The organism is Verrucosispora sp. CNZ293 (assembly GCF_002754655.1).
In genome coordinates this window covers 3,637,798-3,651,936 of sequence record NZ_PEFR01000001.1, presented here as the reverse complement: position 1 = coordinate 3,651,936, position 14,139 = coordinate 3,637,798, and the positions used below count along the sequence as shown (strand labels likewise).

Here is a 14,139-nt window from a genome sequence, read left to right as displayed (position 1 = left end):
CGTCAACGGGGGTAGAACGGTCGGTATGAACCACAGTGACCACCCCACCGCAGTTCTCCCCGGTGACGTCCGGATCCCCCTGCTCGGCTTCGGCACCTGGCAGGCGACCGGCGAGGAGGGCTACAAGGCCGTGCTCGCCGCGCTCGACGCCGGCTACCGACACATCGACACCGCCACCATGTACGGCAACGAGGAGGAGGTCGGCCGCGCGATCCGCGAGAGCGGGCTGCGCCGGGAGGACGTCTTCATCACCACAAAGCTGCCACCCGAGCGGGTCGGCCGGGAACGGGAGACGATCGAGGAGAGCCTGCGCGCCCTCGGCGTCGACCACGTCGACCTGTGGCTGGTGCACTGGCCACCGAACGATCCCGGTGACCTGATCCCGGTCTGGCGGGAGATGCTCGCCGCCCGCGACGCGAACCTGGCCCGGGCGGTCGGGGTCAGCAACTTCAGCACCGCCCAGATCGACGAGCTGATCCAGGCGACCGAGGAGAACCCCGCGGTCAACCAGATCAAGTGGGGACCCCGGCTCTACGACCGGCAGCGGCACGCCGAGCACCGGGACCGTGGGGTGGTGCTGGAGGGCTACAGCCCGTTCAAGACCACCGACCTGTCCGACCCGGTGCTGACCCGGATCGCCGGCGCGCACAACGTCTCGCCCGCCCAGGTGGTGCTGCGCTGGCACCTGGACCACGAGATCGTGGCGATCCCGAAGTCGGTGACGCCGGAGCGGATCCGCGCCAACGCGGACGTTTTCGGCTTCTCGCTGACCGCCGAGGAGATGCGCGACATCGACGCCCTCGGCTCCTGACCCTGTCGCGGACGGTGGCGCGAGTTGCGGCAACTCGGGCTCTCAGCGCTTCCGGAGAGCCCGAGTTGCCGCAATCCGTGCGAGTGGCGGCTCCCGTTGTCAGGTGACGGATGGTGGCGTCGGGTCGGTGTGCGCCCAGCGGTGCAGCGCGTATCGGCGGCCCTTGTCCTCGACGAAAACCGGTTCGTCGTCGGTCGGCCGGTAACCGCCGGACCGGGCCACGGCCACACTGCCGGTATTGTCCGATTCGATCTCCAGGTACACCGTCGGCAGGCCGATCACCTGGTGGGCGTACCCGGTCATCAGCCGAAGAGCGCGGCTGGCCAGGCGTTGACCGCGATAGGCCGGGCCGATCGCGTAGCCGATGGTGCCCGTGGCCAGGTTGAGCATCGCCTCGCCACGGGCCAGGTCGTCGCCGCTGGTGACGGCGAGGTAGACCCGGGCGCCGGCCTGCTGGGCACGCCGGGCGGAGTTCAGGTACGCCTCGGCGGCAGCCAGGTCGAACGGGGTCGCCACCGGCAGGCGGTACGCCATCTCGGCATCGTCGAAGAGCGTGACCAGTTGGTCGAGATCCTGCTCGGACCACTGGCGCAGGACTATCCCGTCACCTTCCAGGCGTACGTCCACGTCAGCTCGGCCCCCGTCGTCGTGGCTGCCAAGTCTGCGATCTCTCGACACCACTGAGCAACCCCGGGTGAGCCACCGGTCGGTGGACGTCAGTCGGCCTGATCGGTGCCGGGGTGCGGCGAACCCACACCCCGGCACCCGCTCATCACGAGCGCGAGCAGGCGGTGCCGTTGAGGGTGAAGCTGGACGGGTTGGCGTACGATCCGTTGAGCGTGCCCTGGTAGCCGAAGCTGGCCGTGCCGCCGGGCGAGATCGTGCCGTTGTGGCCGACGTTGCGGGCGGTCACCGACGAACCGCTCTGGCTCACCGTGGCGTTCCAGGAGTTCGTCACCTGCTGCCCGGACGGCAGCGAGTAGGCCAGGGTCCAGCCGTTGATCGTGCTCGACCCGGTGTTGGTGATCTGCACGTCGGCGGTGAAGCCGTTGTTCCACGCGTTGGCCGTGTACTTCACCGCGCAGGCGCCGCTGCCGGAGGGCGGCGGAGTGGTGGTGGGCGGCAGGGTGGTGGTGGGCGGCGGGTTGTTGTTGCCACCACCGTTCACCGCGGCCGAGAAGTTCGTCACGGCCAGACCGACGCCGCCCTGCCAGGGCTCGAACCCGGCCTGGATGCTGGTCAGGTACCAGGAGTTGGTGATCGCGCCCCGGTTACGGGTGTCGTTGATGAACGCCAGCAGGTTCAGGTTGGCGCTGCTGATGGCCGACGGTGCGACGTACGAGATGACGTTGTTCGAGCCGTTGCTGCCCCGCCAGACCTCCCAGTTGCGCCCGTCGATGTTGGCGTTGCCGACGGGGGAACCGATGGGCTGGATCGGGCCCTGCCGGTTGAACCAGATCATGATCTCCATCTGGTTCACGCCGTCCCGCTTGGGCGACGGGTCGAGCCAGATGTCGTACGAGGCGTTGTAGATGCCGTTGCTCACGTACCGGTAGTTGATGCTGCTTGTCGCGCTGCTGATCTGGCTGACCTGGATCGGCAGGTTGGTGCCGGGGGAGCAGTTGGTGTAGTGGCAGCCGAGGAAGACCGACGGGTACGCCGTCGGCGCGCCGTTCGTCGGGCTGCTGCCGTTCTGGGTGATGATCTCGAAGCCGTTGTTCGTGACGTTGATGCACTGCTGGGCGGTGGTGCCCCAGCGGTTGTTCTGCACCACGTACCGGTTCTGGATCACGGTCGAGCCGTACTGCTCACAGATCTGGGTGTCGGCGGAGGCGGTGCCGCCGAGGGCCACGGCGACGATCGAGCCGGCGGCAACCAGCCCGACGGCCATGATGGCCCGCAAGGTACGTCTCATGATGCTCCTAGCGCTGCGGCGTCGCCCGGACGCCTCCTACGGATGCGGACGGAGCTGTCGGGAACGCGCCGCCGATAGTTGCGGGAGCGCTCCCACGCTCATCGTCACATTTACATCCTTGAAACAAAGGGCGCAACAGGTGAGGGTGATTGGCGTCAAATGCGACGTGTGTCACGGACGCCACGATCGGCTATCCGCCCGACTCCGGGTGGCTGGTGACCGGCACCGAGGGGCGGATCCGGCGGTGCCGAGAGATGTCGGGGGTGGGCCGGTTGCCTCTGGTGTGCGCCGATTGCGCCGAGTAGTCTCTTGCCTTCAACGCGTGCCGAACCCCTCCGGAGGCGTACACCCCCATGCGTGGCTCCCCCCTGCGCATCCTCGTCGTCGGCGCGGGCATCGCCGGGCTGGCCGTGGCCCGGGCGCTGCGCCTGGCGGGCTTCCGGCCGGACCTCACCGACAAGGCGCCGCCGCACGACCTCACCGACGCCGGCCTCTATTTGCCCGGCAACGCGGCCCGCGCACTGCGCCGGCTGGACCTCGACGACCCGGTCCGCCCGTACGGAAAGGTCATCCACCGGCAACGCTTCCTCGATTCGACGGGCGCGCCGCTGTGCGAGGTCGACCTCGACGCGCTCTGGGCCGGGGTCGGGGAGTGCCGCGCACTCGCCCGCTCCGACCTGCACCGGGTACTGCTCAGCGGCGCCGGCGGCGCGGTCCGGCACGGCGCTGAGGTACGCACCATCGACCTGCTGCCGTCCGCCGTCGGTGTCACCTTCGTCGACGGCACCCAGACCGAGTACGACCTGGTGATCGGCGCCGACGGGCCGCGTTCCTCGATCCGGGCGCTGGCCGCGCTCGGCGGTCCGCCCCGCCCCGCCGGGCAGGTGGTCTACCGCGGCGTCGTCCGCGACGGCCCGGCGGTCGACGAGTGGACCGCACTGCTCGGGCGGCGCTGCGGCTTCCTCGTGGTGCCGATCGGCGCCGGCCGGCTGCACTGTTACGCCGACGAGGCCGGCACCGACCTGCCGGCCGACCCGCTGGCCCGGCTACGCGAACTGTTCGGCGAGTACGGCGGACCGGTGCCGGAGGTGCTCGACGCGCTCGACGGGGTGTACGCCACCACCACCGACGAGGTCGAACTCGGGCGCTGGTACCGGGGGCGGGTGCTGCTCGTCGGCGACGCCGCGCACGCCACCGCGCCGACCCTGTCCCAGGGTGCCGCGATGGCGCTTGAGGACGCGGTGGTGCTCGCCGAGTCGTTGCACGCGGCAGGCAGCGTTGAGGCGGCACTCACCGCGTACGAGAGCCGCCGTCGCCCGCGTACCAGATGGGTGCAGGACCGGACCCGGGACCGCAACCGCACCCGCGACGTGCCGCCGGCGCTGCGCGACCCGCTGCTGCGCGGACGCGGCGACCGCATCTTCGGGGAGCATTACCGGCTGCTCCTCGGCCCGCTGTGATCCACCTCGGGGCGACCCCACGCGGTGATGTCACCTGCCGGGGACTATCCTCCTTGCGGATGACGGCCCGCTGAGTCAGCGCGCGCCGAGCGGGACAACCCAGAACCGGAGGCCACTCGTGACCACCGTCGCACCCAAGCCGGTCGTGACCCGGCCCTGGCCGGTCCGGGAACCGGTCAAGGGGTCGGCCATCGCGCGGATGCTGCGGACCACGGACGCGAAGCAAATCGGGATCATGTACATGGTCACCGCGTTCGTGTTCTTCATGATCGGTGGCCTGATGGCCCTGATCATGCGGGCCGAGCTGGCCCGGCCCGGGCTGCAGTTCCTGTCGCCCGAGCAGTACAACCAGCTGTTCACGATGCACGGCACGATCATGCTGCTGTTCTTCGCGACGCCCATCGTGTTCGCGTTCGGCAACTACGTCGTGCCCATCCAGATCGGTGCTCCGGACGTCTCCTTCCCGCGTCTGAACAGCTTCGCCTACTGGCTGTACCTGTTCGGCGGCACCATGGCCACCGCCGGCTTCCTCACCCCGGGCGGCGCGGCGGACTTCGGCTGGACCGCGTACACCCCGCTGAGCACCAGCGAGCACGCCCCGGGCGTGGGCGCCAACATGTGGGTGGTCGGTCTGGCCATCTCCGGTCTGGGCACCATCCTCGGCGCGGTCAACCTGATCACCACGATCCTGACCCTGCGTGCGCCCGGCATGACCATGTTCCGGATGCCGATCTTCACCTGGAACATGCTGGTCACCAGCCTCCTGGTGATCCTGGTCTTCCCGCTGCTGGCCGCCGCGCTGTTCGCGCTGGCCGCCGACCGGCTGCTCGGTGCGCACGTCTACAGCCCGGAAACCGGCGGGCCGATGCTCTGGCAGCACCTGTTCTGGTTCTTCGGTCACCCCGAGGTCTACATCATCGCGCTGCCGTTCTTCGGCATCATCAGCGAGATCATCCCGGTCTTCTCCCGCAAGCCGATCTTCGGTTACAAGGGTCTGGTCGCCGCCACCATCGCTATCGCCGGCCTGTCGATGAGCGTCTGGGCGCACCACATGTTCGCCACCGGCCAGGTGCTGCTGCCCTTCTTCAGCTTCCTGAGCTACCTCATCGCGGTGCCCACCGGTATGAAGTTCTTCAACTGGATCGGCACCATGTGGCGGGGGCAGATCAGCTTCGAGACACCGATGCTCTGGTCCGTCGGCTTCCTGGTCACCTTCCTCTTCGGTGGTCTGACCGGAGTGCTGCTGGCCGCCCCACCGCTCGACTTCCACCTGCACGACTCGTACTTCGTGGTGGCGCACTTCCACTACGTGCTCTTCGGCACGATCGTGTTCGCGGTCTTCGCCGGGATCTACTTCTGGTTCCCGAAGATGTTCGGCCGGATGCTCGACGAGCGGCTCGGCAAGATTCACTTCTGGCTCACCATGATCGGCTTCCACACCACGTTCCTGATCCAGCACTGGCTGGGCAGCGAGGGCATGCCCCGGCGGTACGCCGACTACCTGCCCGGCGACGGCTTCACCACGTTGAACATGATCTCCACGATCGGTGCCTTCACCACCGGCATCTCGACGCTGCCGTTCATCTACAACTGCTGGAAGTCCTACAAGGCCGGCCCGGTGGTCGAGGTGGACGACCCGTGGGGTCACGGCAACTCGCTGGAGTGGGCGACCAGCTCGCCGCCGCCGCTGCGTAACTTCGACCGGATGCCGCGAATCCGCTCCGAGCGACCCGCCTTCGACCACAAGTTCCCCGAGTTGGCTGCCGGACAGACCCTGGCCGGTCCCCCCGAGGGCGGCTCCAAGCCGTTGACAAGCGAGTCCGACGGTGGAGCCAGCTACACCGAGGACGTGTCCAGCGACATCGATCGCCGCTGACCCACCGCGTCACCCGAGCTGAAACACCGCGTTCCACGACGGGCGCCGACCCCCACCCCGGGGTCGGCGCCCCGTCTCATACCGCCCGCCGCCCGCCGTCTCGTGTGGGCAGCCGGTCCGCTTAAGTGGCTGATGCGTAGGCGGTAGTCCGCCTGCGCTGGCTACCCGAGGTGTCTGCGACACCGCTGTCACTACAGCGGATATCGCGCTGTGTAACGAGCACGTCCGGTAGGCGCACAGGGGAGAGGGCGGGTAGGCGCGGACGGTTACGCACTGCAACGAGCGGTTGATGCCCGCGGTGGGGCGGGGTGCGGAGGGGTGGGCTACAGGGCGCGGGGGTGGGTGCGGAGCGGGGGTGGGTGGTGGCGGGGCCGGCCCTGGGCGGACGGGGCCGAGGGGCGGCGCGAGAGGGGGTGTGGTCAGGAGGTGGTGGTCGGGGTGAGGGCGGTCGGGGTGGGCTCGTCGCTGGCCTGGGCGGTGGCTGCGATGTCGGCGCGGCGGTGGCGAAGCTCGATCGGCAGCACCGCCAGGGCCACCAGGGCGCCGACCGCGCCGGTGACCGCGAAGCCCCACAGCGGTGCCGAGGCGTCGATGACCGCACCCGCCAGTGGGGCGCCGACGGCGATGCCGACGGTGACCGCCGAGCCGTGCATGCCCATGGCCTCGCCGCGCACGCTGGCCGGGGCCAGCCGACTGACCGCGTCCGAGGTGGCCGCGATGGTGGGAGCGCAGAGGACGCCGGCCGGAATCAGGGCGAGGCAGAGCAGCCACCAGTGTGACCCGCCCAGCCCGACCGGGATGGTGCACAGGCTCAACGCGCCCATCAGCGCCACCGCGGAGAACGAGCGGTGCACAGCTCCGTATGCGAAACCGCCGGCCAGCGACGCCACCGCCCAGACGGAGAGCACCACGCCGGTGAAACCGACGTCACCGTTCTCCCGCAGCACCGCGATGACCGCCACGTCGGTGCCGCCGAGCACCAGGGTCGCTGCGGCGCTTACCGCGAACACCGCGACCAGCCGCGAGGTGAGCCACTGCCGTCGAGCGACGCGCGGCTGCGGTCCGGACGACGCCTCGGCGGCGCTGCGTACCGGCGGGTTGAGCAGCCACAGCACCACCCCGGCGACGACGATGCCGGCACCGACGAGGTAGAGCGTGTGGCGGGCGGAGATGGTGGTCACACCCACCGTGGCCAGGGCAGGACCGATCATGAACGACAGTTCGACCGACATGGAGTCCAGCGCGTACGCCGGCCGACGCTTCTCCGCCGGTACCAGCGCGGCGATGGACTGCCGGATGACCGAGAAGATCGGCAGCGCCAGCAGGCCGGCCAGGAACGCGGCCGGCAGCAGCAGGTAGTACGACAGCATCGGTGCGGTGGACCAGAAGACGGCCTCGGCCACGGCGGTGAGCACCAGCACGGGCCGCAGGCCGCGACGATCCACCAGGCGGCCGAGCAGTGGACCGCCGACCGCCGCGCCGACGGTGATCGCCGCGCCGACCAGGCCGGCCGCACCGTAACCGCGGCCGAGATCCTGTACGACGTAGAACGTCAGCGTGACGCCGGTTGCGGTCAGCGGGACGCGGGCCAGCACCGCCACGAGCAGCAGCGACCGCAGACCGGGCAGGGCGAGTGCCTCCCGGTAAGGCTTCATGTTCACGTCGGTCCGTACCTCCGCCGGACATCCTCGACCCGCGGCCGGACGGCTGCCAACGAATTAACTGCTCATGCGGCTTGGATCACAGGGGCGCCGATCGTGGTGATCCCGGCCCCCTCGAAGGCGCGCAACGCGACATCCGTGGTGTCCGGCGCGACGGCCGCCGTCAGGTCCAGCAGGACGGTGGTGGCGAAACCCTCGCGGGCGGCGTCCAGGGCGGTGGCCCGCACGCAGTGGTCGGTGGCGATACCGACCACGTCCACCCGCTCCACACCGCGCCGCCGCAACCAGTCGGCCAGACCTTCGCCGTCGTCGGCGTTCCCCTCGAACCCGGAGTACGCGGCGGCGTACTCGCCCTTGTGGAAGATCGCTTCGATCCGGTCGGTGGCCAGCTCCGGGTGGAACTCGGAGCCGGGCGTGCCGACCACGCAGTGCCGGGGCCAGGTGCTCACGTAGTCCGGCGACTCGGCGAAGTGCGTGCCCGGGTCGATGTGGTAGTCCTTCGTCGCGACGACGTGATCCCAGCGGTCCGGCTCGGCGGCCAGCAGCCGGGAGATCCCGGCCGCGACGCCCGCGCCGCCGGCCACAGCCAGCGAGCCGCCCTCGCAGAAGTCCTTCTGCACGTCCACGATGATCAGCGCGTTGCTCACCGACTCCACTCCTCTCACTCGGCGGGTACCACGGTGACCGGGATGGCCGGGTCGCCCGCGGAAAGCTTGAGACCCTCCCACGGGATCGAGATGAGGCACTGTCGCAGGTGCTCCCGTGACTCGTCGAGGGTCGGCAGGCCGACCGGCTCGCCGTCCACGACGTACGACCGTTGCAGCAGCCGGTCGTTGGGGCGGTGATCCGGCACACCCTGCGGGACCACGATCTCCTCGATGGCGGTGCCGGTCGGCTTGTGCCGGCGGACGGCGACCTTGCGTCCGCCGATTGTCGCCTTCTGCTCGGACCGCTTGACCACCGGTCGGCCCTCGACCTCGACCAGCTTGTAGACCAGCCCGGCGGTCGGTGCGCCGGAGCCGGTCACCACAGCGGTGCCGGCGCCGTACATGTCCACCGGCTCGGCGGCCAACGCCGCGATGGCGTATTCGTCGAGGTCACCCGAGACGATGATCTTTGTTTCGGTGGCGCCGAGCGAATCCAGCAACTGCCGGGACTGCTGGGCGATCACGGCCAGGTCGCCCGAGTCGATGCGGACCGCCCGCAGCTCCGGCCCGGCCACCTCGATCGCGTTACGGATGCCCTGGCTGATGTCGTACGTGTCGACAAGCAGCGTGGTGTCCTTGCCCAGCGTGGCGACCTGCGAGGCGAACGCGGCCCGCTCGTCGTCGTGCAGCAGGGTGAAGGCGTGCGCGGCGGTGCCGGCGGTCGGAATGTCGTACCGCTGGCCGGCGGCCAGGTTGGAGGTGAACCGGAAGCCGGCCAGGTAGGCAGCTCGGGCCGCCGCGACTGCCGCCTCCTCGTGTGCTCGCCGTGACCCCATCTCGATCAACGCCCGCCCCCGGGCGGCGGTGACCATCCGCGCCGCGGCGGCGGCCACCGCGCAGTCGTGGTTGAGCACCGACAGCACAAGCGTCTCCAGCACCACGCACTCGGCGAAACTGCCGGAGACGGTCAGGATCGGCGAGCCGGGGAAGAACAGCTCACCCTCGGCGTACCCGTCGATCTCGCCGGTGAACCGGTAGCGGGACAGCCACTCGGCGCCCGGCTCGTCCACCACGCCGGTGCGGCGCAGGAACTCGATGTCGGCCGGGTCGAAGCGGAACTCGCGGATCAGGTCGATCAGGCGTGCGGTGCCGGCGACCACCCCGTACCGGCGACCGGCGGGCAGCCGTCGGCTGAAAACCTCGAACACGCAGCGCCGGTCAGCCGTACCGTCCCGTAGGGCGGCGCTGACCATGGTCAGCTCGTAGTGGTCGGTCAGCAGCGCAGGACGAAGGGTGTGCACCCCCTCAGACTAGGGTTCACGTCGTCGTCGTGCCGTCGTGCCCCGGGATCGTGCCGAGGGCCACCCTCAGCTCCGCCCGGCTGGTCACGCCGAGCTTGCTGTACACGCGCTGCAGGTGGTTCTCCACCGTGCGAACGGAGAGAAACAGCTGCTCAGCGATGGCGCGACTGGTGCCGCCCTCGGCCGCGAGCCGAGCCACCTGCCACTCCCGGTCGGTCAACGCGGGGGTGGCCGCCTGCAGCGCCGGAGTGTGCACCATGTCACAGCAGGCGAGCAGCGCGCCGAGCCGTTGTCGGGCGTGGGCGACCTCGGGCGAACGGCGCTGCCGCAACAGGTGCACGGCCTCGGCCGCGGCCTCGGCGGCGAGCAGGTCGAGCCCGCGCTCCGCGAAGCCGTCGGCGGCGCTGAGCAGCCCCTCCGGCAGACCGTCGGCCGCCGCCCGCGCATGCCGGGCCAGCAACGGTGGCAACTCCCCGTCGACCTGCTCGGACAACTCCGTCAACCGCTGCGCGACGGTCCGGCGGCTCCCGTCGGAACACCTCGGGCCGGTCTGGGCCCCGGCGTGGCCCAGCCGCACCAGGTCGTGCAGCACCAGTGCCTCATGCCCGGCGAAGCCGTCAGCTCGCAGCCGGTCCACCAGGCTGTGCAGCCGACTCACGGCTGAGGACAGGTCACCGCCGGCGGCCAGCGTGGCCACCCGGGCCTGCTCCAGCCACGGATACAGCACACCCATGCTCGGTGAGTGGAGGCGGTCCGCCTCGGCCATCGCCTCGGCCGCCTGCCGGGCGTCGCCGCGCAACGCGGCGGCCTGGGCCCGCTCCGACTGGGCCAGCCCCGCGTAGACCCGGCTGGTCGCCAGGACCGCACAGGCACTGAGCGCGGCCTGCAACGCGGTGTCGCTGCGACCACGCAGCCGCGCCGCGTACGCCCGCAGGATCGCCAGGTAGCCGGTGCCGAGCCGGAAATCCCCCGCGTCGGCGAGGTCGGCGAACTCGTCGGCGACCAACGCGTCGATCCCGGCGAGATCTCCGGAGAGGGCCAGTCGGGTGCCCCGGGCCAGCTCCACCGCCAGTTGCAGGTACGGCATGTCCGCCCGCCAGCTGGCCACCTTCGCCTGCACCAGGTCCACCGCAGCCGCGCTGCGGTACAGCTGCCCCTGTACGGCCTGGAGGTGCGCGATCGTGCAGCGCGCCAGCTCGCGCGCGGCGACGCTGGCCGCCGGCCGGTCCAGCACACCCTGCGCGAGCCGGAGCGCGGTCGGCGCGTCCAGCCGGTGCAGCCGCATGATCGCCTCGAAGGCGCGGACCCGGGCCTGGGCGGCGGAGTCGGTCAGTTTCGTGCCCTGGGCGGCGATCTCCTCCACGGTGGACGCCTGGCTCAGCCCCCAGTAGCTGACCATGCCGCGCACCGTCAGCCATCGGCTGAGCCGCTCCTCCTGGCCGGCGTCGGTGGCGACGGCATCGAGCACGCCGAGCGCCTCGGCGGGCCGGTCGGCGAACATCAGGATGGTCGCCAGCAGTTCGGCCGCGTCGAACCCGCCACCGGCGTCCAGCGCCGCCCGGGCCAGCCGGGTCGCCAGGGGTACGTCGTACCGTGCGAACGCCTCACCGGCGGCGGCGATCAGCATCGCCGGATCGTGCGCGGTGCCGGAGGCCAGGCGCCATCTCGCCACCCGCAGCAGGTCCTCCCGTCGCCGCTTGCCGACCTTCTCCAGCAGGTCCGCCAGGTGCGCCTGCAACCGGCGGGTCCGGCTCACCGGGCACTGCCGGCGCACCACCTCGCCGTAGAGCGGGTGCGCCAGCCGGACGTCGAGTCGCCTGTCGGACTCGACCATGGTGATGAGGCCGCGCTCCTCGGCGTACTCCACGTCGTGCTGTTCCACGGCCTGGTGCAGCAGCCGCAGGCCGAGTGGCTCGCCGAACGCGACAAGCTCGACCACCGCCCGTACCCCGGGGGTGAGCTGGCCGATCCGGATGTCGATCAGCTCGGTCAGGCTGGGCGCCAGCTCCAGCCGTCCGGTCCAGGTCCAGACGCCGTACTTCTCGACGAGCTCGCCGCTGTTTGTCGCCGCGTGCACCAGCTCGCGCAGCAGCAGCGGGTTGCCGGCGCTGAGCCGACCCAGACGGTCGGTGGAGCCGCTGTCCACCTGGCCGTCGACGATGGCGGTGAGCATGGCGGCCGTCTCGTCCGGGGTCATCGGCCCCAGCTCGGCCCGCTCGACCAGACCGTCCGTCCACAGTGCCCGGATGGGCAACGGTATCTGTTCCCCGTCGCGCAGGGTGCCGACCACTGAGGCGTTCTCGGCCCGGGCCACCAGGTGCACCAGCGCCGCCGACGGCGGGTCGAGCAGGTGCGCGTCGTCCACCGCGAGGACGATCCGCCGGCCGGCGGCCTGCTGCTGCAACACGTCGACGGCCCACCGCAGGATGCCGGCCGGTGACAGGCCCTGCGGCTGCTCCGGAAGCACCTGGACCAACCCGCCGAAGGCCATCGCGGACGTGGTGGCACTGGCCGCGATCCGCCAGACCGCGTACTTCTCGCCGGGCAACGTGTCGACACCCTCGTGCAACAGCCGGCTCTTGCCGATGCCGGCGCTGCCGGTGAAGAGGATTCCCCGGCCATGGACACCGGCCACCGCCACCCGGAGACGGTCGAGTTGCTCAGCCCGGCCCACGAAGCTCCACCGACTCATTCGCGCAGCATATCGACGGAACTGCGGCCGGCACGGTAGCGCGCGACGGCGAACTTGAGTAGTCGTAGGGTTACCGGTGAGTATCGCAATTGTCCCGTTCCCGACGGTCGCACCCTTACTCTTCCGGAATCCGAGTGTCGTCGTCGGATGTTCACCGCGGCCGGTCCACCGGCCGCCCTGCCTCGGAGGCCGCCGCCTGATGAAGCCCGGCCCGATCCACCACCTCGGTACGCCGGACGACGCCGCAGGGCCGCCCGGTCGTCGGCCCTTTCCCGAGCGGCTCGGTGTGTCGACCACCGACGGGCGTGAACCGGTCGCGGTGGTCGCGGCCGGTCCGGCCGCCGCCGGGCGGACCGGCGTGCTCGCCACGCTGCTGGAACTCGACTCCGGGCTACTCGCCGTGCCGGGCGGTAGCTGGCTGGTGGTACGGCACAGTGCCGAACCGACCCGGGCCGCCTACGTCCCCGGCTACCGCACGCCGCATTCGTACCGGCCCGATCTTCCGACTGCGGGCCCGGCGCTGGCCAGGCCACCCCGTCGGGTGGAGCTGAGCCTGCCCCAGCCGTTGCTGAAACGCTTCGTGCTTGTCGACACGCCGGACATCGCCACGCTGGGCCCAGCCGGTTGCGGCGTGCTGCTCGACGCGGTGGGCCGGGCCGGCGCGCTGCTGTTCGTGATCGCGGCGGACCAGCCGTTCGGCGCCGCCGAACTTGACCTGCTGTCCGACATCGCCGGGACGCCGGTCCGGGTCTTCTTCGCGGTCACGCCGGGCGCCGACGGCTGGGCGGCGGGTGACGGCACGGCGGCGGTGCGGGGCTCGGGGGAGCCCGGCGGCCCGGCGGTTGATCCGGTCACGGTCACCGTCGAGGCGCACCGGGCCGCGCTGCTCGCCGCCGTGCCCGGGCTGGCCGATGCCCGTTGGTTCCCCATGGTCACCGGTGCCGAGGCAGATGTGCGGCGGGCGCTCGTGGACTGGGCCTCCGCCGAGGAGCTGCGGCGGGGCAGCCTTGAGCCGCCCGAGCTGCCGGGTGAGCGCGGTCGGGTGCCGGTGCTGGCTGAACCGGGCGAATGGTCGGAGCACCTCGACCGGCAGGCCCGCACCGCCGCTCGGCGTATCCGACAGCACCTCGCCCTGGAGCTGGCAAACATGCACATGCGGGTGGTGCAGGAGATCGTCTTCGGTGTCGGCTGTGCTGGTCTGCCCCAACTGCTCGACCGGGAGATGGCGGCGCTGTCGCTGCTGGCCACCGCGCAGTGCGACCACCATGCCGGCGAGCTCGTCGATGACACCGCGGGCCGGCTCTTCGGCGCGCCACTGCCCGAGGGGATCCGCAGGCGGATCGACAAGGCGGTCCGCTGGAGTCTGGTCGACGACCCCACCGGGCAGGAACTGGAGCGGGCGTTCCTCGTCACCAGTACCGCCGGCGTGGCGCCGCTGACCGGTGTGACAGCTGTCGACATGCTGTCCGTCTACCCCGCGCCGCCCCGTACGGCGGTGCTGCCGCCGGTGGCCGTGGCGTTGTCGGGAGGATGCTGGCAGCACTGGCGTTCGCCCGGCAACAACGATCCGAGCGCGGCGCGGGCCTGGGCGCAGCGGGCGTTGCGGGAGATCGAGTTGGAGCTGTCGCGGGAGGTCGCCCGCCGGTTCGAGGCGGTCCGTCTCTCGCTCGGCACGGTGCTGTCCGATGCTGCCGAACACGGCATCCTGCTCGCCTGAGCGGGCGGCCGTTCACCCCGCCGGCGATGCCGGCGGGGTGCCCTGCTGCGCCCGGGACG

At 71.0% G+C, this 14,139-nt stretch carries 10 protein-coding genes; 4 read left to right on the top strand and 6 right to left on the bottom strand.

Annotated features, from left to right (window positions below):
* Positions 1–25: 25 nt before the first annotated feature.
* On the top strand, positions 26–811 hold the full coding sequence (locus CLT74_RS16535; protein WP_099847343.1) for an aldo/keto reductase family protein: 786 nt from the start codon (positions 26–28) through the stop codon (positions 809–811).
* 99 nt (positions 812–910) lie between these two features.
* Here the strand turns inward: CLT74_RS16535 and CLT74_RS16530 are convergent, their stop codons facing one another.
* Both CLT74_RS16530 and CLT74_RS16525 read right to left on the bottom strand, forming a co-directional pair.
* On the bottom strand, positions 911–1,438 hold the full coding sequence (locus CLT74_RS16530) for a GNAT family N-acetyltransferase (protein WP_099847342.1): 528 nt from the start codon (positions 1,436–1,438) through the stop codon (positions 911–913).
* 145 nt (positions 1,439–1,583) lie between these two features.
* Positions 1,584–2,726 (bottom strand): glycoside hydrolase family 12 protein, encoded by a 1,143-nt coding sequence (locus CLT74_RS16525; RefSeq protein ID WP_099847341.1) that lies wholly within the window; start codon positions 2,724–2,726, stop codon positions 1,584–1,586.
* 353 nt (positions 2,727–3,079) lie between these two features.
* Between CLT74_RS16525 and CLT74_RS16520 the strand changes: the two genes are divergently transcribed.
* Together CLT74_RS16520 and ctaD are read left to right on the top strand one after the other, a co-directional pair.
* Positions 3,080–4,186: an FAD-dependent monooxygenase gene (locus CLT74_RS16520; RefSeq protein WP_099847340.1), complete on the top strand. Its 1,107-nt coding sequence runs from the start codon at positions 3,080–3,082 to the stop codon at positions 4,184–4,186.
* A 118-nt stretch (positions 4,187–4,304) separates the two neighbouring features.
* Positions 4,305–6,062, top strand: a complete 1,758-nt coding sequence (gene ctaD / locus CLT74_RS16515) for an aa3-type cytochrome oxidase subunit I (RefSeq protein ID WP_099847339.1) — start codon at positions 4,305–4,307, stop codon at positions 6,060–6,062.
* Between the two features lie 419 nt (positions 6,063–6,481).
* On the opposite strand, the gene CLT74_RS16510 is transcribed toward ctaD, so the two are convergent.
* The 4 genes from CLT74_RS16510 to CLT74_RS16495 form a co-directional block, all read right to left on the bottom strand.
* On the bottom strand, positions 6,482–7,717 hold the full coding sequence (locus CLT74_RS16510) for an MFS transporter (RefSeq protein ID WP_099852154.1): 1,236 nt from the start codon (positions 7,715–7,717) through the stop codon (positions 6,482–6,484).
* Between the two features lie 71 nt (positions 7,718–7,788).
* Positions 7,789–8,370, bottom strand: coding sequence for an isochorismatase family protein (locus CLT74_RS16505; protein WP_099852152.1), 582 nt, complete (start codon positions 8,368–8,370; stop codon positions 7,789–7,791).
* A 14-nt stretch (positions 8,371–8,384) separates the two neighbouring features.
* A complete protein-coding gene (locus tag CLT74_RS16500) occupies positions 8,385–9,671 on the bottom strand; it encodes a nicotinate phosphoribosyltransferase (RefSeq protein WP_099847338.1) in 1,287 nt (428 codons plus the stop codon).
* A 16-nt stretch (positions 9,672–9,687) separates the two neighbouring features.
* Positions 9,688–12,363, bottom strand: a complete 2,676-nt coding sequence (locus tag CLT74_RS16495) for a LuxR family transcriptional regulator (RefSeq protein ID WP_099847337.1) — start codon at positions 12,361–12,363, stop codon at positions 9,688–9,690.
* 199 nt (positions 12,364–12,562) lie between these two features.
* Here CLT74_RS16495 and CLT74_RS16490 point away from each other — a divergent pair, with 199 nt between their 5' ends.
* Positions 12,563–14,080: a hypothetical protein gene (locus CLT74_RS16490; protein WP_099847336.1), complete on the top strand. Its 1,518-nt coding sequence runs from the start codon at positions 12,563–12,565 to the stop codon at positions 14,078–14,080.
* Positions 14,081–14,139: the final 59 nt, after the last annotated feature.